The sequence below is a fragment of the Streptomyces sp. NPDC050806 genome (assembly GCF_055586425.1).
In genome coordinates this window covers 91,167-112,611 of sequence record NZ_JBVJIF010000014.1, presented here as the reverse complement: position 1 = coordinate 112,611, position 21,445 = coordinate 91,167, and the positions used below count along the sequence as shown (strand labels likewise).

The window sequence follows — 21,445 nt, the reverse complement described above, 5'->3', positions numbered from 1 at the left end:
CAGTGCCCGACACCTATGACACCCGTACCGCAGAGGGGACCCGCACCATGAACCGCTCCACCGCAGACCAGCAGGGCCGTGCCGAAACGTTCCGGAAGCTCCACGAGGGCCCCCGGCCCTTCGTCGTCCCCAACCCGTGGGACGCCGGCACCGCGCACATCCTGACCGGAATGGGCTTCCCCGCGCTCGCCACCACCGGCGCCGGCCTGGCGCACGGACTGGGGCTGCCCGACGGCCGCTTGGGCCGCGAGGAGATCCTGGCCAACGCGGCAGCGATCGTCGCGGCGACCACGCTGCCGGTCTCCGCCGACCTTGAGAGCGGTTTCGGCGACACACCGGAAGAGGTCGCCGAGACCATCCGGCGCGCCGCCGCCGTCGGCCTGGTCGGCGGGTCGATCGAGGACTCCACCGGCCGTGCCGCGGATCCGATCCGGCCGCTGGAGGAGGCCGTGGAGCGCGTGTCCGCGGCCGTCGCCGCGGCCAAGGAGCTCGACTTCCCCTTCATGGTGACCGCCCGCGCGGAGAACTTCTTCCAGGGCGTCCCCGACCTCGACGACACCATCCGCCGCCTCCGGGCCTACGAGGCCGCGGGAGCCGACGTGCTCTACGCGCCGGCCCTGCCGGACGCCGACGCCATCCGCGCGGTGTGCTCCTCGGTCTCGGCGCCCGTCAACGTCCTGATGGGCTCGCCCGCGCTGCGGCTGTCCGTCACCGAACTGGGCGACCTGGGCGTACGGCGGATCAGCGTCGGCTCGGCGCTGTCCAGGGCCTCGCTCGGCGCCGTCGTCCGCGCCGCCCAGGAGATCCGCGACCACGGCACCTTCGGCTTCGGGGCGGACGCCGTCCCGTATGCCGAGGCCAACACGATGATGGCGCCGGACCAGCCGGCCGGCCCGGAAAGTGACCCCACACCGTGAACACAGCACCGGCGTACCTGTCCGCCCCCTCCTACGTCCTCGGCGAGACGGAGGCCGACCACACGACCATCGCCAACCTGCACGCCCGCGCCCGTGAGTTCGGGATGCCACCGAAAGCCGAGCTGTGGGGGTGGGGCACGGTCCGGCGTACGGCGAAGAGCCTGGAGACCCTCGCCGTGGAGAGCGGCCGGGCGGCGCTGCGCGCCGCCGCGGTCGAGCCCGGCACCGTCGACGGCCTCATCGTGTGCTCGACCAAGTTCCCCGGCGGCCCCCGGACCCACGGCAGGTTCGTGGAGACGGTGATGACCGGTATCGGCCTCGGCGACGCGGCCTTCACCGGCATCACCCTCAACCGCTGTACGAACCTCCTGGTGGGCCTGCGCACGGCCCATGCGCTGGTGGCCGCCGGACAGCACCGCCGGATGCTGGTCCTGTCCATCGACCGGATCACCGACGAGTCCGTGCGCATGGAGAACTTCGCCCTGTTCAGCGATGGCGCGGCGGCCTGTGTGGTGGGGGCGGAGCCGCACGGTGCGGACAGCTACGAGCTGGTCGCCGGGGCCTCCGCGCAGGACCCGGCGTCGCTGGACTGGTCGAACGAGATCAGCTCGGACCTCGCCCGCGTGGTCAACGAGCGGGTGCTCACCGCGGCCGGTATGAAGCCGGGGGACATCGACGGCGTGCTGCACCTCAACCTCTTCAAGCCGCTCGTGGTCATGAAGGAGCGTCAGGCCGGGTTCTCCGCCGAGCAGTTGTTCCTCGACAACATCAGCCGGGTCGGCCACTGCTTCGCCGCCGACCCGCTGATCAACCTGGTGGACCGGGGAGCGGCAGGACAGCTGCGGGACGACGGCCACTACCTGCTGGCCGCGAGCGTTCCCGGTGTCCGGGTGAGCGTCATGCTGCGCAAGCTGCCCGCCACCCCCGCCCCGGCAGCCACCACTTCCCAGGAGCTCTGATGAACGCGCACACCGGATTCCCTCTTCCGGACCTGACCACGTCCCTGCCCCGCGCCCCCTTCCTCTTCAGCCCCAAGACGTTCGAGGAGGCCGCCGCGGTCCTCGACGGCGAGCCGGCCGGCGTCTTCCAGCAGCTGCTCGGCGACCAGGAGAGCGAGACCACGCTCCTCGTCGCCCTGCGGGTCCTGGAGGCGTTCCTCGGCCGTGCCCGCGACGAGGCCGACCCCGCCGCCCTGCAGGAGTGCACGGACGCCGAAGCGGTCGCCGCGTACGTCGGACGGGCGCGTGCCGGCCTGGTGCCGGCCCTGACCGCGCTGCGGGAGGCCGGGGAGGAGACCCGCGACCTGGTCCTGCGGCAGCGTGCGCCCCTGGGACTCCTCGCGGGCTGCTGGCTGGACGTCGTCTCCCAGGCCGCCACCCAGCCGTCCGTCGTCGTCAACCGCCTCCACGGGCAGTACTTCCTCCTGCGGGGCGAGGGCACTCCGCAGCGCGGGCTCCTCGACCGGCGCCGGCGGGCCCTGGACGAGCAGGGCGTCCATCTGCCCCGGATCGAGACCGTCGACTTCCTGCACCGGGCCGGCGCCCGCCCGCTGACCGCGCTGCACGCCGCGTTCCCCCTCGCGCTCTCCCGGCTGCCCGCGTCCTTCCTGCCGGAAGTGGTGGGCGTGCACTACGCGATGTCCGCGCTGGGCGTCGACGACCTGCTGCTGGGCACCGAGGCGTTCCTGCCGGAGGAGGCGACCCGGCCGGTTCTCGCCGAGTACCTCGCGTTCACCGAGCAGTCGCCCACCGGCGACGCGGACCGGCGGCGGATGCTCACCGCGATCGGGCTGGTCCTGCGGCTGGAGCGGGAGCACACCGACATGCTCACCGAGCTGGCCGCGTGGCACGACAGCCTGTCCCTGGACGCCAGGGTCGCCCAGATCGTGGCCCGGCACGCGCCGTTCGCGGGGAAGCAGCACCGCAGCGTCCGGATGGGCGGCCGGCGGCTCTCGGAGTGGCTCGACGACGACAACCTCGACCTCGCGGAGTTCGTCGAGGCGTTCCGGCAGGCCCGGCAGACGCAGCCCGGCCGGTCCGGGACCTGCCGGTTCCTGCAGTCGATCAAATTCGGCGGGCCGATGTTCGGCATCTTCGACGAACGGGAGGCCGCCACCTTCGCGGCGTGGGCGGACTCCATCGCCGCGGGCGAGCCGGCGGACCTAGATTTCCGGCCGAACACCGCGGGTGACGAGCAGGCCGCCGAGTGGGCCGGGGCGCTGCGCCGCGCCGAGCCCGCCGACGCCGTGGCCGCCGAGGTCGCGGCCGGCCTGGACGACCGGGAGCTGTTCCACCGCATCGTCAACGTCGAGCAGTTCCCGCACATCCTGCCGGTGGCCCGGGACCGGGCCGAGGCCGGGCTCGCCGAAGCGGAGCTGCTCTTCACCCACGGCGGCGGCGGGAAACTCACCAACGCCGAGTTCTTCGAGTACACCCCCGAGGCGCTCATGGAGCGCGTCGAGCGGATCTACTGGGACAAGCTGGTGAACCCGTACCGGCCGCTGACGGAGATACCCGACCGCGACGAAGTAATCTTCGGGCAGTCGACGTTCGCGCTGGGCAGCCTGATCGACGGCAGCTGGGCGCACCGCATCGGCAACCTCGGGCGCGACCACCGGCAGAGCGACCACATGCTGTTCGCCATCTACGCCGACGAGATGGGCCGCGGCGACGTCGCCAAGAACCACATCACCCTCATCCACCAGGTGCTGGCCAGCATGGACATCCACCTGCCGCACATCCGGCAGGAGGAGTTCCGGGAGCAGGGCGATCTGCCGGACGGGCTCTACGGGTTCTCCATCCACCAGGTGTGCCTGTCGCTCTTCCCCGACACGCTCTACAACGAGATCCTCGGCTACAACCTGGGCATCGAGATGTTCGGGCTGGGCGAGATGCGGCTGCACGAGATCCAGAAGCTGCGCCGCCACAGCTTCGACGTGGGCTACGAAGAGGCGCACCTGTCGATCGACAACTTCTCCGCGGGGCACGCCCGGCAGTCGGCCGACATCATCGTCTCCTACCTGGACGACGTGCGGCGGGCCTCCGGTGAGGAGGCCGTCCAGCGGGAGTGGCGCCGCATCTGGCGCGGCTACGCGTCCTTCGCGTACTTCGTCGAGCACGAGCTGGTCAAGCAGGTCCGCGACCGGCCGGCCGGCCCGGCCGCGCCGGCGCACGACGCCCGGCCCGACGACGCCGACCTGGTCATCTGACACCGCGCCCCGCGCCCGTACCCGCCCGGAGAACTGCCTTGTCACAGCTCACGAGTTTTGACCCGGAGATCCTTGAACTCCCCTTCTACGAGGAGCCGCACCGCCGGCTCGCGGACGCCGTCGGCGCCTGGTGCGACGACCGTCCGGCCTTCTGGGACGAGATCCGCGCGGAGTCCCCGGAGAAGGCCGGGCTGCGCCTGGTGCGGCAGCTCGGCGAGGACGGCTGGCTCGCCTTCCTGGACCCCGATTCCGGGGCGGCGGGCCTGCCCGGTGACTTCCGGGCGATCTGTCTGATGCGCGAGGCGCTCGCGTACGCCGAGGACCTGGCCGACTTCGCGTTCTCCATCCAGGCGCTGGCCGCCACCCCCGTCATCCGGTACGGCAGCGAGGCGCAGCGGCGGCACTATCTGCCGCGGATGGCCACCGGCTCGCTGATCGGCGCGTTCGCGGTCTCCGAGGAGGAGGCGGGCTCCGACGTCGCGGCGGTCGCGCTGCGGGCCGAGCGGGACGCGGACGGCGGTTACGTGCTCAACGGGCAGAAGGCCTGGATCGCCAACGGCAGCATCGCCGATGTGTACGTCGTCATCGCGCGTACCGGGGAGGGCCCGGGGCCCCTGGGGCTGTCGGCGTTCCTCGTGCCCGCCGACACCCCCGGCGTACGGGTCGGGCGGCGGCTGGACGCCCTCGCGCCGCGCTCGTTCGCGCACCTGGTGTTCGAGGACTGCCGGGTGCCGGCCGACGCCGTGCTGGGCCGGCCGGGCAAGGGCTTCGTCATCGCCATGGACCTCCTCGAACGCTTCCGGATGACCGTGGGCGCGGCGGCGCTCGGCTTCGCCCGCCGGGCCGCCGACACGGCCCTGGCCCGGGCCCGTACGCGGCAAATCGGCGGTGGGAAGCTGATGGACCTCCAGCTGACGCAGGCGTCGCTGGCGGACATGGACGTCCAGCTCAACGCGGCCGCGCTGCTGGTGGCGCGGGCCGCCTGGGAGGCCGACCGCGGCAGCCGGCGCTTCGCCCGGCACTCCAGCATCGCCAAGCTGCACGCCACCGAGGAGGCGCAGCGCATCATCGACGCCTCCGTGCAGCTGCTCGGTGCGTCGGGGGTGGTGAAGGACAGCGTCACCGAGCGCCTGTACCGGCAGATCCGCTCCCTGCGGATCTACGAGGGCACGTCGGAGGTCATGCGGCTGACCATCGCCGGGACCCTCGACACCCGGCGGGCGGCCCGCGCCGCCGCCGACGTCTGACCGACGGCCGCCCCCGTTCCCCCGCCGTTTTCTCAACCGTTCCACCGAGCAAGGAGTTCCACGGGTGACCACCCCCATCGAAGCGGTCCGGCTGCCGGACCCCTACGCCTACTACGCGCCGCTGGTGGCCGAGCGGCCCTTCGCCTTCGACCCCGCGGTGGGCGCCTGGGTGGCGAGCGACGCCGCGGCCGTGCGGGCCGTGCTGACCGACGACGCGCTGCGGGTGCGGCCCGCCGCCGAGCCGGTGCCGGCCGGGATCGACGGCACGCCCGCCGGTGAGGTGTTCGGGTCGCTGGTGCGGATGACCGACGGGGACCTCCAGCGGCGCCTGAAGGCGGTGGTCGTCGACGCGCTGGGCCGGGTGGACACCGCGCACGCCGCCCGGCTGGCCGCGGAGCGCACCCGGGCGTGCCTGACCGGTGCCCGGCCGCCCTTCGAGGAGCTGATGTTCGCGGTGCCCGCGCGGGTGGTGGCGGCGCTGTGCGGGCTGGACGACGGCTCGGACGCCGAAGCGGCCCGGCTCATCGGGGACTTCGTGCAGTGCATCCCCGCCTCGGCCACGCCGGAACAGCAGCAGGCCGCGGCCCGGGCCGCCGGGCGGCTCCAGGAGCTGCTGGGGCCGGGCATCGAGCGGGGCGGGGACGGCACGGGCCTCCTCGCCGAGCTGGTGCGGGCGGCACGGCGCGCCTCCTGGTCCCGTACGGCGCCGCTGCTGGCCAACGCGGTGGGGTTTCTGTCCCAGACGTACGACGCCACCGCGGGGCTGATCGGCAACACCCTGCTGGCGCTGGCCCGGGAGGGGCGGCCGCGGGGCACGATGGACGCCTTCGTCCGGGAGGTCGTGCGGCACGACGCGCCCATCCAGAACACGCGCCGGTTCGCCGCCGAGGTGTTCCGGTACGGCGACGCCGAACTCAAGCCGGGCGAGCAGGTGCTGGTGCTGCTGGCCGCCGCCAACCGCGACCCGGCGGCCAACCCCGACCCGCACGCCTTCCGGCCCGGCCGCACGGACCCCGCGGTGTTCACGTTCAGCACGGCCGCCCACCGCTGTCCGGGAGAGGAGCTGGCCGTGGCCCTCGCGGGCGGCGTCGTCGGTGAGCTGCTCGCCGCCGGCTTCGACCCGGCGGAGCTGCCGGCCGAGGTGGCCTACCGGCCGCTGGCCAACGCCCGTATCCCGGTGCTGTGAGCGCGGTCCGTACAGCTCTTTCCTCCTGACAGCCGACCCCTGAAGAGGAAGTACCAGCCTGATGCCGGACATGCCACGCCTGTGGATGCGCCACGAGACCCGTGCCAGTGAGCGGCGCGCGCCGCTCGTTCCCGAGGACGCCGCGAAACTGGTCGAGCAGGGCGTCGAGATCACCGTCGAGGAGTCGGCGCAGCGCGCCTTCCCGCTCGCGGACTACACCGCCGCCGGCTGCCGGACCGCGCCGGCGGGCAGCTGGAAGGAGGCGCCGGAGGACAGTTACGTGCTGGGCCTGAAGGAGCTGCCCGGCCGGCCGGACCGGCTGCGGCACCGGCACATCTTCTTCGGCCACGCCTACAAGGGGCAGTCGGGCGCGCGGGAGCTGCTCGGCCGGTTCACGGCGGGCGGCGGTGCGCTGCTGGACCTGGAGTACCTGACGGACGACGACGGCCGGCGTCTCGCGGCGTTCGGCTACTGGGCCGGTTACGTGGGTGCCGCGCTGGCCGTGCTGCACCACCGGGGCCGGCTGGAGACGCCGCTGCGCCCGTCCGACCGGCCCGGCCTGGACGCCCTGCTGGGGTCCGGCACCGGGGGGACCGCGCTGGTGATCGGCGCGCTGGGCCGCAGCGGCCGGGGCGCCTGCGACGCCCTGGAGGCCGCCGGCATCGCGCCGACCCGGTGGGACGTGGCGGAGACCCGGAATCTGGACCGGGCGGCCCTGCTCGACCACGACATCGTGGTCAACACCGTGCTGACCACGCGGCCCGTGCCGCCGTTCGTGACCCAAGCGGACCTCGACGCGCCGGACCGCCGCACCGCCGTGATCTCGGACGTGACCTGCGACGTGACCTCGGACTGCAACGTCCTGCCGGTGTACGACGAGGTCACCACGTGGGACCGGCCCGTCCTGCGGCTGCGGGACGGCGACCGGCCCGCCGACCTGATCGCCATCGACAATCTGCCCTCGCTGCTGCCCGCCGAGTCCAGCCGGGCGTTCTCCGCCGAACTGGCGCCCCAGCTCGGCCAGTTGACCGACACCGACCCGGCCTGGGCGCGCTGCCTGCGCACCTTCGAGGCCGCCGCGCACGCCGACCACACAGGGAGCACTCATGTCCGCTGACCGGCCGACCACCGGCCCCGCCGCGGCCGTACCCGCCAGCGGCACCGTCCACTGGATAGGCACCGGCCTGTCCACCGGCCGCACCGGCCTCGGCGTGCTCTGCGAGCAGGCCGAGCGGGTGGTGCTGTGGGACCGTACCGCCGCTCGCGCGGCCGACCGGCTGGCCGCCCTCGGCCTGACCGGCCGGGCCGAGGTGCGGGCTTTGGACGACGGGGCCCTGGAGTCCGCCGTGGGCGCGGGGGACGTGCTCGTCTCCATGCTGCCGGCCACCGAACACCCGCGGCTGCTGCGGCTGGCCGTCGACCGCCGGGCGCACTTCGCCTGCACCAGCTATGTCTCCGACGCCGTGGCGGAACTGGCCGTGGCCGCGGCGGAGGCCGGCCTCGTCGTGCTGACCGAGGCCGGTCTCGACCCGGGCATCGACCACCTGATGGCGCACCGGCTCGTCGGGCACGCCCGGGAGGCGGTCGGCGACACGGCCGAGTCGGTGGAGTTCACCTCGTACTGCGGCGGCATACCGGCCGTGCCCAACGACTTCCGCTACCGGTTCAGCTGGGCGCCCTACGGCGTGCTGGCCGCGCTCGGCTCCCCCGCCCGGTACGTCGACGAGGGCGCGGAGCGCACCGCGGCGCACCCGTGGGAGGCCACCCGCGTCCACCGCCTGGGCGGCGAGGACTTCGAGGTCTACCCCAACCGCGACAGCCTGCCCTTCGTCGCGCAGTACGGCATCCCGGACGGCTGGCGGCTGCGGACGTTCGTCCGCGGGACGCTGCGCAACGCGGGCTGGCGCGCCGCCTGGGAGGAGGTCTTCCGCACCGTACGCGCCGGTGACGAGGCGCGGACCAGGGCGCTGGCCAAGGAGCTGGCCGACCGGTACCCCACCACGGAGGCCGACCGCGACCGTGTGGTGCTCTCGGTCGCGCTCGGCGTCCGGACGGCGGGCGGCGACAGCTGGCAGGGCTCCTACCTGATGGACCTGACCGGTGACGAGACCGAGAGCGCCATGGCCCGCTGCGTGTCCCTGCCGCTCGCCTTCGGCCTGACGCGGCTGCTGGCCGGCGCGCTGCCGGCCGGCCTGAACCGGGCCGCCGAGTCCGCCGGGGAGGCCGGCCGCTGGATGGACTTCCTGGCCGGTCACGGCTTCCGCATCACCTTCGAGTAGTCCGTTCCGCACATCCATCACGGGGAGAAAGATCATGACTGTCGCCGCTCTGCCCGAACCGCCGCCGCGTGCCTTCGTTCTCACCGGTGCCTTCTGGGTGGTCTGCCGCAATCCGCGCTACCTCCGGGAGCTGTCGGCGCGGGGCCTGAAGGTGCTGCTCATCACGCCGGAGAGCTACCGCGAGTCCGCGCAGCGGTGCATGAAGGACGCCGAGCACCCGGCGTCCCTCATCGACGACGTCGCCTTCGTCGACGGCTCCCTCGACCAGGAGGGCTCGTTCGTGCCGGGCTTCATCGCCCGCGCCCGGGCCTGGCGGCGGCAGTACACGATCGTCGGCGCGTACGCCGTGGGCGAGACCCTCGTGGAGCCGACCGGCCTGCTCGGGGACGCCCTCGGCCTGCCGGGCCCCGGGCTGCGGGCGACGCGGGCCTGCCGCAGCAAGTACCTGCAGCGCTGGTACCTGGACGAGTTCAGCCCCGCCTCGCTGGTGATCCCGCCGGGCGAGCGCGAGGAGACCGCCCTCGGCGGCCTGCCCTACCCGGTGGTGGCCAAGCCCGCGACCCGGCACTCCAGTTCGGGGGTGGCCCATGTCGCGGACGCCGCCGAACTGCGGGAGCTGCTGGCGGAGTACCCCGGGTACGAGACCGTGCTGGTCGAGCAGAAGGTCGAGGGCCAGGAGTACTCGGTGGAGAGCCTGGTGCAGGACGGGAAGGTGATCTTCGCTTCCGTCACGAGGAAGGAGACGACCGAGTCGCACGCCCGCACCTTCGTCGAACTCTCGCACTCGGTGCCCAACGCCCGTACGGAGGACGACGGGGCACTGCTGACGGCCAATGAGCAGCTGCTGCGAAGACTCGGCTTCGGCGACGGCATCGCCCACGCGGAGTGGCGGGTCGCCGCCGACGGCCGGCCGTACCTGATGGAGGTCGCGGCCCGCACCCCCGGGGACGGACTGCTCGCGCTCTACCGGCTCGCCACCGGGCAGCCGCTGGAACCCGAGATCGTCCGGATCGCGCTGGGCGAGCCCGCTTCCTACCCCGCCCCGCGCCGCTGGGCCCGCCAGGTCTACCTCGACCACGAGCCCGGCACGCTGGAGGACGTCACGGTCGACTGGCCGGGCGTCGCGCCGGTGTGGGTGGGCGAGGGCGGCATGTGGCCGGAGATCGCGCCGGGCGGCCCGGACGCGCCCCCGACGCTGCGCGCGGTCCTGGTGCTCAAGCCCAAGGGTGCCGAGCTCGCCCCGCTGGCCAGCTCCGACGACCGGGCGGTGACCTTCCTCATCGACGCGCCGACCCCCGGGGAGCTGGACGAGCTGGAACGCCGGGTGCGCGCCGCGGTGACGCTGACCACGGGAACGGCGGGCGGTCACGGTGTCTGAGCCGATCGCCGCGGAGCGGGCCACGGTGTGGCGGACGTTCCGGGAGGCGCCGCTCGCGGTGAAGACCGTGCTCGCCGGCGTCCTGGTGAACCGCCTCAGCGGCTTCCTCCACATCTTCCTGGTCCTGTTCCTGACCGCCCGGGGCTACTCCGACGGCCACACCGTCGCCGCCCTCGGCGTCTACGGGGCCGGGGCCGTGGCCGGCTCGCTGATCGGCGGCACCCTGGCCGACCGGATGGGCGTGCGCACCGCCACCGTGGTGTCCATGGGCAGCACCGCGGCGCTCACGGCCGCCCTGCTGTACCTGCCCGACTTCGCCACGCTGCTGGCGGCCATCGCGCTGGTCAGCCTGGGCGCGCAGCTCTTCCGGCCGGCGTCCGCGACGCTGCTGGCGGAGCTGACGCCCGGCAACCGCCAGGTCATGATCTTCGCGATGTACCGGTTCGGGCTCAATGTGGGAGCGACCGCCGCGCCGCTGGTCGGCTACGGCCTCTACCACGCAGGCGGGCAGCAGTACACCCTGCTGTTCTGGGGCGAGGCGGTGATCGCCCTGGTGTACGCGGTCTTCGCCTGGTCGACGCTGCCCGCGCGTGTCCGGCCGGCGCCGGTGCCGTCCGGCGCGCCGGACGGCGGCCGGTCCCGGGGCGGCTATCTGGCGGTGGTCCGTGACCGGCGGTACCTGCTCTACCTCGTCGCGGCCTTCTGCCACTCCGCGGTCTACATGCAGTACCTGTCCACGCTGCCGCTCTACATGAAGGACGCCGGGCTCGCGCTCTTCTGGTACACCTTCGCGGTCTCCCTCAACGGCTTCATCGTCATCGCCTTCGAGCTGCTGATCACCAAGGTCTCGCAGGAGTGGCCGCTGAAGCTGACGATCGGACTGGGCTTCGCGCTGGTGGGCGCCGGGGTGGCGTTCTACGGGCTGCCGATCGGCCCGGCCGCCGTCGTCGTCGGCACGCTCATCTGGTCGCTCGGCGAGATCATCGGCGGGCCCGCGGTGTTCGCCTACCCCGCGAAGGCGGGCCCGGAGCACCTGCGGTCCCGGTACATCGGCAGCTTCCAGTTCATGTTCGGCCTGGGCACCGCCGTGGGCCCGATGCTCGGCAGCTGGCTCTTCCTCCAGCTCGGCGGATGGGTCTGGCCGGCGGTGGCCGTCGGGTCCTTCCTCGCCACGGTCTTCGGCCTGATCGCCGTACGCCACCGGCCGCCGCCAGTACCGGCGGAACCGGCCCCCGCGGCTCCCGCCCCCGAGGAGAGCGAGGAGCTGCCCGAAGCGCACAAGGCCGCCGCGCCGGCCTGACCCCCCACAACTTCCCTCCCCCGCCGGCCCGGACGGGTCGACCGCCCGTCCGGCCGGAACCGCACGACCGTCCCTCTGCCCGACATCACGCCAAATCACATCTCATATCCGGCACCACTGAGTCGGCTACCGCCGACATCCGCCTGAAGGAGAGATCTCAATGGGGCACGCGAACACCCAGGCCGATTCCGCGCAGTACCACTGCGTAGGAGTGGGTGTGGGACCCGCCAACCTGAGCCTGGCGTCGCTGCTGCACGGCCGCCCGGAGGTGCGCAACCTCTTCCTCGACCGCAAAGCCGCCTTCGGATGGCACGACGAGCAACAGATACCCGGCGCCACGCTGCAGGTGTCGATGTTCAAGGACCTGGTCAGTCTCTCCGACCCGAAGAGTCCGTTCTCCTTCCTGTCCTACCTGCACGACCAGGGCCGGGTGTACCACTTCCTCAACGCGCAGTTCGACGACGTGCCGCGCCTGGAGTTCCGCAACTACCTGGCCTGGGCGAGCCGCCGCAACGAGAACGTCGTCTTCGGCGAGAACGTGGAGGAGGTCGGCTTCGACGGCGTCTTCACCGTCCGCACCGACCGCCGCACCGTGACCGCCGAGAACATCGTCGTCGGCGTCGGCAGCCGGCCGTGGGTCCCGCCGCTCGCCGACGGCCTGCAGGGCGAGACGCAGTTCCACGTCAACGACTACATGAGCGCCGCCAAGAGCCTGGGCGGGAAGCGGGTCGTGGTGGTCGGCGGCGGGCAGTCCGGCGCCGAGGCCTGCCTGGACCTGATGTCGCGCCCCGACAGCGAACTGCCGCGCCGCATCTCGTGGCTCTCCCGGCGCCGCAACTACTTCCCGATCGACGACTCGCCGTTCACCAACGACTACTACATGCCGTCCCACTCGGACTACTTCTACGGCCTGCGGCCGGAGATCCGACAGGCGTTCAACGCGCAGCACATCCTCAGCAGCGACGGCATCTCGGAGTCGACGCTGCGCGACCTCTACCAGCGCATCTACGTCCACCGCTTCGTCCAGGGCAACCCGGACCTCGTCGGGCTGCACCCCAACCGCGAGGTCACCGGTGTCGAGGCCGGCGCCGCGGGCGGCTGGGACATCAGCGTCCGGCACAACGACGAGCCCGACGGCGTCGAGCACTTCGAGGCGGACGTCATCATCTGGGCCACCGGCTTCCGCCCGGCCCGGATGGACTTCCTCGCCCCGATCGCCGACCGCCTGGAGCGCCACGGCGACGAACTGAGCATCGACGAGCACTACGCGGTGCGCTGGGACGGCCCCGACGACCGCCGGATCTTCGTGCAGAACGCGGCCCGCGGACAGCGCGGCCTCGCCGACCCCAACCTCAGCCTGAACGCCTGGCGCAGCCAGCGCATCGCCGACCGGCTGAGCGGGGTGCGCAGCGACGAGCAGCTGGCCTCGTTCATCGAGTGGTCGTCCAAGGCCGGCGCCAAGGTCCTGTGGGGCGCGTGATGACGGGGAACCGTACCGACTTCGCGGTGGTCGGCGGCGGCGTGCTCGGCTGCATGATCACCCGGGAGATCCTGTCCCGCGCCCCGGACGCCTCCGTGGTCGTGCTGGAGCAGGACGCGGTCGGCAGCGGCGCCACCCGCCGCTCGGCCGGCCTGCACTTCCCCCGCGGCTCCACGGAGCGGGTGCGCGGCATGGCGGCGTACAGCCAGGACCACTACGCGGCGCTCAAGGCCGCCCGCCCGGACCTGCCGATCCATCCGCTGGCCATGACGGTGATCGCCGACGCGGCGAACGAGGCGCGGCTGCACGAGACGTACCTGCCCGAGGCGAAGCTCCGGCCGGTCACCGAGGTGGCCGGGGGCACCGCCCTGGTGCCGGACGGCAAGGCCGCGTGGGAGGGGGACGGCTGCCAGTACGCGGACGTCCACGCCCTCACCCAGGTCCTGGCCCGCGACCTGCGCCGTAGCGCGGAGTTCCGCGAGGGCGTCCGGGTCACCGGCGTGACGGCCGGCGCGGACGCGGTGGAGCTGGCGCTGGGCACCGGCGACAGCCTGACCGCGGGCCACGTCGTGCTGGCGCCCGGGCCCTGGCTCGCGGCCCCCGCCTGGAAGGACCTCGTCGCGCCGCTGGGCGCCCGGGTGAAGAAGATCGTGGCCCTGCACATCGAGGTGCCCCCGGTGCCCGGGGACCGCGCGGTCGTCTTCCAGGACGAGGACGCCTTCCTGCTGCCGTACCACGAGCGCGGGCACTGGCTGTTCAGCTACACCTGCCAGGAGTGGGACGTCGCCCCGGACACCCTCCCCACGAGCGTGTCGGCCGCCGACCGGCGCGAGGCGCTGGCGACCCTGAACCGCTACGCCCCCGGCCTGGCCGACCGCTGCGTGTCGGGCCGCATCTTCTGCGACGCCTACGGCCCCGCCATGGAGCCCGTGGTCAGTGCGGTCACCGACGACGCGCGGGTGGTCTTCGCGGGCGCCGCCAACGGCTCCGGATACCGGCTCGCCCCCGCCATCGCGGCGGAGACCGCAGGCCTGCTCCCCCTTCCCTCCCAGCGTAAGGACACGGCGTGATCATCAACACGTACGACGACACCGCCCTGCACGAGGCGTTCGGCATCGACATGAGCGACATCGAGGGCCTCGGTGTGGGCGCGGGCTGGGGACGGGTCGCCCCCGGCCGCAGCTCGGCCAGCCACCAGCACGACGAGACCGAGTTCTTCGTGATCGTCGCCGGCCGCGGCGAGTTCGTCGTCGACGGGCGCCGCCACCCGGCGGCCCCCGGCACGGTGGCCCTCTTCGAGCCCTTCGAGTCCCACGTCCTGGAGAACACCGGCGACACCGACGTGGTCTTCCTGACGCAGTACTGGCGCGACGCGGACCGTGCCCTCGCCTCGGCCCGCAACACGCAGCGCACCAACTTCGGCGAGCGGCCGGTCTTCGTCTTCTCCACCCCGCCCACGCCCAACGGGGACCTGCACCTCGGGCACCTGTCGGGCCCGTACCTCGGCGCCGACGCCTACGTCCGCCACCAGCGGATGAACGGCACCAAGGCGTGGCACCTCACGGGCAGCGACGACTACCAGAGCTATGTGGTGGGCGCCGCCCGCGCCGAGGGCCGCGAGCCGGCCGAGACCGCAGCGCACTACAGCGCCGAGATCGCCCGGACGCTGGCGCTGATGGACATCACGCCCGACCAGTACACCGTGACCGACGACGACCCGTCCTACCGCCCCGGGCTCCAGGACTTCTTCTCCCGCGTGGTCTCCGACGGCACGGTGCGGCCCACCGAGGCCGAGGCGCTCTTCGACGCGGAAAGCGGGCAGTACCTCTACGAGGTGGACGTCAAGGGCGGCTGCCCCGGGTGCGGTTCGGGCACCAGCGGCAACATCTGCGAGGAGTGCGGCGAGCCCAACACCGTCACCGACCTGGTCGACCCCGCCTCGGCGCACTCGGCGGCGACCCCGCGCAGCGCCCCCGTGGCGCGCTGGACGCTGCCGCTGCACTCCTTCCGCGAGCAGATCGCCGACCACCACCGCCTCGGCCGGGTCCCCGCCCGGCTGCGGGAGCTGAGCGACCGGCTGTTCCGCCGCCCGAGCCTGGACATCCCGATCAGCCACCCCTCCGGCTGGGGCGTCCCGCCCGCCGAGAAGGACGTGGACGGGCAGGTCATCTGGGTGTGGCCGGAGATGTCGTACGGCTTCCTGCACGGCATCCAGTCCCTCGGCGCCCGGCTGGGCGAGGAGTGGAAAGCGGCCGCGCCGCAGCAGGACTGGAAGGTCGTCCACTTCTTCGGGTACGACAACAGCTTCTACCACTCCGTGCTCTACCCGGCCCTCTACCGGCTGGCCCACCCGGGCTGGAACCCGGACATCGACTACCACGTCAACGAGTTCTACCTGCTGGAGGGCAGCAAGTTCTCCACCAGCCGGCGGCACGCCATCTGGGGCAAGGAGATCCTCGGCCCCGACTCCGTCGACGCGGTCCGCTACTTCCTCGCCGCCACCCGCCCCGAGGGCCGGCGCACCAACTTCCAGCGCGCCGCGTACGACACGACCCTCGACGAGACGCTGATCGGCACCTGGCAGGGCTGGCTGAACGACCTCGGGGCGCGGGTCACCAAGCGGTACGGCGGCAACGCGCCGGACGCGGGCACCTGGACGCCGGAGCACTCCGCCTTCCTCGGCCGGCTCGGCGCCCGCCTCGCCGCGGTCACCGGCAGCCTCGGCTCCGAGGGCTTCTCGCTCAACCAGGCGGCCGCCGAACTGGACGGCATCGTCCGGGACACGCTGCGCTTCTCCCGCCAGGAGGCCGTCCTCGCGGAGACCGCGGGCTGGGAGAGCGAGGCCCGTACCGCCATCGCCCTCGAACTCGCCGCGGCCCGCCTCCTGGCGCACGCCGCAGCGCCCGTCATGCCCCGCTTCGCCGCGCGGCTCGCCGCGGCGCTCGGCCTGCCCGAGCCGGCCGTATGGCCGCGCACCGTGGAGCTGGTCCCCGCGGACAGCGAGATCCGCCTCGCGGACGCCGTCTTCTTCCGGCCGACGGCCCCCGCGCCCCGGCCCGCGCACGCCGGCCCGCAGCTGGTGCCGTGGCTGAGCGAGCAGGTCCGCACCGTGCTCCAGCTGGCGGCGGACACCGAGGTCAGCGCCAGCAACCTCAGCCAGCTGGGCACCAGTTCGCTGCAGGCCGTGACCTTGCAGTACCAGATCCTGGAAGCCCTCGACGTGGACGTCAGCGTCGAGGAACTGCTCGGCAGCCACGACGTCAACGCGCTGGCCGTGCTGATCGAGGAGCGAGCCGACGAGGCGGCGCTGACCGCCTTCAGTGAGGGGGCCCGATGAACTACCGCGAAGTGCTCCGCGAGATCGACAGCCGGGGCCTGTCCGTCTCCCTGTCCGGCAACGACCTGCGGCTCCAGGGCGGCCGCGAGCGCATGGACCCCGAATTCATCGCCCTCGTCAAGAGCATGAAGGAGGAGCTGGTCGCCCACCTGGCCGAGGAGGAGCGGCACGGACCGGGCTTCCCGCTCACTCCCCTGCAGCGGGCCTACCTGCTCGGCCGCAGCGGCATCTTCGAGATCGGTGACATCTCCAGCCACGTCTACCACGAGTTCGAAGGCGTGTGGGACCTGGACCGGCTGGAGAGCGCCCTGGAAGCGGTGGTGGACGCGCACAGCGCGCTGCGCTCCCGCTTCGTCTCGGACGAGCGGCAGGTCACCGAGTTCCGCCAGCACCGGCCGCGGATCAGCCGCCTCGACCTGCGCGGGGAGAGCCCCGAGGAGCAGGAGCGCATCCGCGGCGAACTGCGCGAGGAACGCTCCCACCGCGTGCTCGACGCCGACGAGGTGCCGCTGATCGCCGCCGAGGTGACCCTCCTCGCCGACGACCGCATGGTGCTCCACGTCAGCCACGACGGGCTGGTGATGGACGGGATCAGCATGTTCCTGTTCTTCCGCGCCTGGTGGCGGCAGTACCGCGACGGCACCGACGGCGACGCGCCGGGCGAACTGCCCTACGAGGAGTACGTCGCGGCCCTCGAAACCGCGCGCGGCAAGGCTCCCGCCCGCCGTTCGCGCGAGTACTGGCTCGACCGCGTCGACGACCTCGCGCCCCACCCGGACCTGCCGCTGCGCACCAGCCCGGCGGCGCTGACCGCCAGCCGCTTCACCCAGCGCCTGGTGCGGCTGGACGAGCAGACCTGGAAGGCCCTGAAGGAGCGGGCCTCCTTCGCCGGGCTGACGCCGTCGGCGGTGCTGCTCGCGGCGTACGCCGAGACGCTCGCCACCTGGGGCGCCGGCCGCCGCTTCACCCTCACCACCACGGTGGCCAACCGCCCGCCGATCCACCCGCGCGTCTTCGACGCCATCGGCAACTTCTCGGACACCCTCCTGGTCGAGGCCGACGTCGACCGGTCCCGCACCTTCGAGGAGCGGGCCCGCGCGCTCCAGGCACGGCTGCGCAGCGACCTGGACCACCGCCACTTCTCCGGCAGCGACGTCATGCAGGAGCTGGCGCGCCGCCGCGGCGGCGTGGCGGGCGCCCGGATGCCGTTCACGTTCAACAGCGCCATCGGCCACGTCAACGGCGAGGTCGACGGTTCCGCGCTGGAGCTGTTCGGGCCCGAGGTCTTCAGCGTCAGCCAGACCCCGCAGGTGTGGCTGAACGCCTTCGCCATGGAGCAGCACGGCGGGCTGGTCGTCCAGCTCGACGGGATCGACGAGCTGTTCCCCGAAGGGCTGCTGGACGACCTCGCCCAGGGCTACGCGTCGCTGCTGGGCACGCTGGCCGACGAGGCCGCCTGGCAGCGGCACACCTTCGACCTGCTGCCGGCGGCCCAGCGCGAGCGGCGCCGGGCGGCCAACGACACGGCCGTGCCGCTGCCGGAGACGCTGCTGGGCGAGGCGTTCGCGGCCCAGGCCGAGCGCACCCCGGACGCGCCCGCGATCATCACCTCCGGCGGCAGCCACGGTTACGGCGAGGTCCTGCGCCGCGCGGCCGCCGCCGCGCGGTGGCTGCGGGACCGGGGCGTCGGCCGGGACGAGCTGGTCGGCCTGGTGATGGGCCGCGGGCCCGAGCAGATCGTCGGCATCCTCGCCACGGTCCTCGCGGGGGCCGCGTACCTGCCCGTCGACGGGGCACTGCCCGCCGAGCGGCAGAGCTACATGCTGCGCGACGGCCGGGTGCGCCAGGTGCTCACCAACCTCGACTGGCAGGACCCGTCGGGCGAACGGGAGGTGCTGCGCCTCGACGTCACGGAGCCCCTGGACACCGGCGCGCCGGTCGACCTCCCCGCCCCGCTGCCCGGCGCCCACCCCGACGACCTCGCGTACGTGCTGTACACCTCCGGCACCACCGGCGCGCCCAAGGGCGTCATGGTCACCCACCGCAACGTGGCGAACGTCGTCGCCGACTGTCACAAGCGGTTCGGCATCACGCCCGACGACCGGTTCTTCGCCATCAGCGCGTTCAACTTCGACCTGTCGGTCTGGGACGTCTTCGGCGCGCTGTCCGCGGGGGCCGCGCTGGTGATGCCCGACCGCGACCGGGCGGTGGATCCGGCGCACTGGCTGGACCTCTGTCGCGATGCCGGGGTGACGGTGTGGAACTCCGTGCCCGCCATCGTGTCCATGCTGCACGAACAGGCCGTCGCCGACGCGGTGGTGCCGCCCGCGCTGCGCCTGGTGATGATGAGCGGCGACCGCATCCCGCCGGCGCTGCCGGCCGCGCTGCGCCGCCTCAAGCCCGGCCTGGACGTCATCTCGCTCGGCGGCCCGACCGAGACGACGATCTGGAACATCCTGCACCCGGTGGGCCCTGAGGAGGACGGCAGCCGGTCCATCCCGTACGGCCGGCCGAACGCGAACAACCGCGCGTACATCCTGGACCGGGACGGGCTGGACGCCCCCGACTGGGTGACCGGCGAGATCTGTGCGGCGGGCACCGGCCTGGCGCGCGGCTACTGGGCCGACGAGGAGCGCACCGCCCAGCGGTTCGCGTACGACACGCGGCGCGACGAGCGGCTCTACCGCACCGGTGACCTGGGCCGCTATCTGCCCGACGGCAGCATCGCGATCCTCGGGCGGAGCGACTTCCAGATCAAGGTCAACGGCTACCGCATCGAGGCGGGCGAGGTCGAGACCCGCCTGGTCGCCGTGGACGCCGTCGCCAAGGCGGTGGTCGCCAGCCGGCCCGGCGCCCGGGGCGACCGGCTGGTGGCCCATCTCGTCCCGAGCGGTGACGTGCGGCCCACCGACGCCGAACTGCGGGACGCGCTCCGCCGCGACCTGCCCGACTACATGATCCCGACCGCCGTCATCTGGCACGAGGACCTGCCGCTCACGAAGAACGGCAAGGTGGACCGCTCGAAGCTCGCCGCGACCGACGTCGAGGAGGCGGCGCCCGCGGCCGACGCTCCGCAGGGCGGCGGCGAGCCCACGACGGACACCGAGAAGGCCCTGGTCGAGATCTGGACCACGGTGCTGCGCGGGGCCCGGGTGGGCGTGCACGACAGCCTGCGCGCGCTCGGGGGCGACTCCATCGCGGCGGCGCGCATCCTCACCGCGGTCCGCAAGCGGTTCGGGGTCACCATCCCGCTCGATGTGATGGCGGAGCTGGACACCGTGTCCGCGATGGCCACGGCGCTGGCGGCGAAGCAGGAGGAGACACGGTGACCGGCCACTCGGTGATCAACCAGATCGTCTCCACGCCGCCGCTGGGAGGCCGGATCTCCTTCTCCCGCCTCGACGGCACGGAGACCATGGAGCTGCCGGAGCTGTACGAGCGGGCCGAGCGGCTGGCGCGCCGGCTGCGGGCGCGGGGCATCGGTCCGGGCGACCGGATCGGCATCCTCGCGGCCAACGGCCTTGAATGGGTGCTGCTGGACCTCGCGGCGCTCCTGCTGAAGGCGGAGACGGCCGGCCTGGAGCCCGGCAAGTTCGCGCCCTCGGCCGAGCTGATGGCGCGCTACGGCATCAAACTGCTCTTCACCGACCGGCCCACCGACGCCCCCGGGACCGTACCGATCGGTGAGGTCCGCGGGCTCGCCGAGGAGCCGGCGGGCCCCGAGGAGAGCACCGCTCTGCCGGCGGTGGAGTGGGCGCCGCGGGACGTGACGACGATCAAGTTCACGTCCGGCAGCACCGGCACGCCCAAGGGGCTGGGCGCGACCGTCGGCAGCATCGACAGCTCGCTCGCCGCGGTGCAGGAGATCTTCGAACACAAGCCGGGGGACGACCTGTTCGTCTTCCTGCCGCTGTCGCTGCTCCAGCAGCGCTACTGGATCTACTCGGCGCTCGTGCACGGCCATGACGTCACCGTCAGCAGCTACGAGGCGGCCTTCGCGGCGCTGCGCCGCGCGAAGCCCACCGTCGTGATGGGCGTGCCCGCCTTCTACGAGACGGCCCGGCGGCAGATCGAGGCCCGGGTGCGCCGCTCCGGCGGCGCGGAGACGGCCCGGGACGCGGGGCGCCACCTGTTCGGGGACCGGATCCGCTATCTGTGGACCGGTTCGGCGCCGGCCGACGCGGCCATGCTCCGCTTCTTCACCGACGCCGGACTGCCGATCTTCGAGGGGTACGGCCTCAACGAGACCTGCATCGTCACCAAGAACCACCCCGGCGCCCACAAGACGGGCAGCGTCGGCAAGGTCCTCCGCGGCAAGGAGGTACTGGTGGACGAGGACGGGGTCGTCAGCGTACGCAGCGATCACCCGGTCAACTACCGTTACGCGTACGCCGAACCCGGCGCCTCCGAGCGGATGTTCGGCCCGGACGGCACCGTACGGACCGGCGACCTCGGGTACCTCGACGAGGACGGTTTCCTCTTCATCCGGGGCCGTGCCGACGACGTCATCGTGCTGGACAACGGCAAGAAGATCGTCGTCCGGCCGATCGAGGAGCACATGCGGACCAGCCCGGCCATCGCCGAGTGCGTCCTGTTCTGCCCCACGCAGACCGACCTCGTCGCCGTCGTCTCCCCGGCCTCCGTACCCGCGGACCTGGAGGCCGTCGCGGCCCAGCTCGCCCGCACCAACGCCGCCTCCGAGGCGGACGAGAAGATCAGCCGGGTCGTGGTCGCCGAGACCCCCTTCAGCATCGACAACGGCCTGCTCACGTCCCAGTACAAGCCCAAGCGGCAGCAGATCCTCGCCGCTCACCACGACCTGATCCACGACAGGAAGGAAGGCATCCATGCTGCCTGACATCGAGAACGCGGCCCGTGAGTCGCTCTCCGCCGTCCTCGACCCCGCGGTCGCCCCCGAAGACCTCGACCTGGACGCGGACATGGCCGGCACCTACGGTCTGACATCGCTCAACAAGGTGCTGTTCCTCACCGAGGTGTGCGAGGCGACCGACGTCGACCTCGCCAACTTCACCGAGCACGACCTCGCCGAGATGCGCACCCTGCGCAGCGTCGCCGAGTCCCTGTCCCGACACACGAAGAAGGTGGCCTGAAC

The 21,445-nt window shown here is 73.0% G+C and carries 15 protein-coding genes; all 15 read left to right on the top strand.

Annotation, left to right across the window (positions count from 1 at the left end):
- The first annotated feature begins 2 nt into the window (after positions 1-2).
- Complete coding sequence (locus ACZ6WH_RS35840; RefSeq protein ID WP_469733910.1) at positions 3-917, top strand: isocitrate lyase/PEP mutase family protein; 915 nt, start codon at positions 3-5, stop codon at positions 915-917.
- Positions 914-1,876 carry a 3-oxoacyl-ACP synthase gene (locus ACZ6WH_RS35835; protein WP_469733908.1) on the top strand — a complete coding sequence of 321 codons (963 nt, stop codon included), beginning with the start codon at positions 914-916 and terminating at the stop codon, positions 1,874-1,876. The genes ACZ6WH_RS35840 and ACZ6WH_RS35835 overlap by 4 nt, the downstream gene beginning before the upstream one ends.
- Positions 1,876-4,125, top strand: coding sequence for an iron-containing redox enzyme family protein (locus ACZ6WH_RS35830; protein WP_469733906.1), 2,250 nt, complete (start codon positions 1,876-1,878; stop codon positions 4,123-4,125). The genes ACZ6WH_RS35835 and ACZ6WH_RS35830 overlap by 1 nt, the downstream gene beginning before the upstream one ends.
- Positions 4,126-4,163: 38 nt before the next feature.
- Entirely contained in the window at positions 4,164-5,372 is a 1,209-nt protein-coding gene (locus ACZ6WH_RS35825) for an acyl-CoA dehydrogenase family protein (protein WP_469733904.1), read from the top strand.
- Between the two features lie 64 nt (positions 5,373-5,436).
- Positions 5,437-6,558, top strand: a complete 1,122-nt coding sequence (locus tag ACZ6WH_RS35820; RefSeq protein WP_469733902.1) for a cytochrome P450 — start codon at positions 5,437-5,439, stop codon at positions 6,556-6,558.
- Positions 6,559-6,619: 61 nt separating this feature from the next.
- On the top strand, positions 6,620-7,675 hold the full coding sequence (locus ACZ6WH_RS35815; RefSeq protein ID WP_469733900.1) for a saccharopine dehydrogenase: 1,056 nt from the start codon (positions 6,620-6,622) through the stop codon (positions 7,673-7,675).
- Positions 7,665-8,837: a saccharopine dehydrogenase C-terminal domain-containing protein gene (locus tag ACZ6WH_RS35810; RefSeq protein WP_469733898.1), complete on the top strand. Its 1,173-nt coding sequence runs from the start codon at positions 7,665-7,667 to the stop codon at positions 8,835-8,837. The genes ACZ6WH_RS35815 and ACZ6WH_RS35810 overlap by 11 nt, the downstream gene beginning before the upstream one ends.
- A gap of 34 nt (positions 8,838-8,871) precedes the next feature.
- On the top strand, positions 8,872-10,215 hold the full coding sequence (locus ACZ6WH_RS35805; RefSeq protein ID WP_469733896.1) for an ATP-grasp domain-containing protein: 1,344 nt from the start codon (positions 8,872-8,874) through the stop codon (positions 10,213-10,215).
- On the top strand, positions 10,208-11,515 hold the full coding sequence (locus ACZ6WH_RS35800) for an MFS transporter (protein ID WP_469733894.1): 1,308 nt from the start codon (positions 10,208-10,210) through the stop codon (positions 11,513-11,515). The genes ACZ6WH_RS35805 and ACZ6WH_RS35800 overlap by 8 nt, the downstream gene beginning before the upstream one ends.
- A gap of 160 nt (positions 11,516-11,675) precedes the next feature.
- Positions 11,676-12,995 (top strand): lysine N(6)-hydroxylase/L-ornithine N(5)-oxygenase family protein, encoded by a 1,320-nt coding sequence (locus tag ACZ6WH_RS35795; protein WP_469733892.1) that lies wholly within the window; start codon positions 11,676-11,678, stop codon positions 12,993-12,995.
- Positions 12,995-14,065: an NAD(P)/FAD-dependent oxidoreductase gene (locus ACZ6WH_RS35790; RefSeq protein WP_469733890.1), complete on the top strand. Its 1,071-nt coding sequence runs from the start codon at positions 12,995-12,997 to the stop codon at positions 14,063-14,065. Before ACZ6WH_RS35795 ends, ACZ6WH_RS35790 begins: the two co-directional genes overlap by 1 nt.
- Complete coding sequence (locus ACZ6WH_RS35785) at positions 14,062-16,332, top strand: class I tRNA ligase family protein (protein ID WP_469733888.1); 2,271 nt, start codon at positions 14,062-14,064, stop codon at positions 16,330-16,332. The genes ACZ6WH_RS35790 and ACZ6WH_RS35785 overlap by 4 nt, the downstream gene beginning before the upstream one ends.
- Positions 16,329-19,661 carry a non-ribosomal peptide synthetase gene (locus ACZ6WH_RS35780; RefSeq protein ID WP_469733886.1) on the top strand — a complete coding sequence of 1,111 codons (3,333 nt, stop codon included), beginning with the start codon at positions 16,329-16,331 and terminating at the stop codon, positions 19,659-19,661. Before ACZ6WH_RS35785 ends, ACZ6WH_RS35780 begins: the two co-directional genes overlap by 4 nt.
- Positions 19,658-21,190 (top strand): AMP-binding protein, encoded by a 1,533-nt coding sequence (locus ACZ6WH_RS35775; protein WP_469733884.1) that lies wholly within the window; start codon positions 19,658-19,660, stop codon positions 21,188-21,190. Before ACZ6WH_RS35780 ends, ACZ6WH_RS35775 begins: the two co-directional genes overlap by 4 nt.
- Positions 21,180-21,443, top strand: a complete 264-nt coding sequence (locus ACZ6WH_RS35770) for an acyl carrier protein (protein WP_361563014.1) — start codon at positions 21,180-21,182, stop codon at positions 21,441-21,443. Before ACZ6WH_RS35775 ends, ACZ6WH_RS35770 begins: the two co-directional genes overlap by 11 nt.
- Positions 21,444-21,445: the final 2 nt, after the last annotated feature.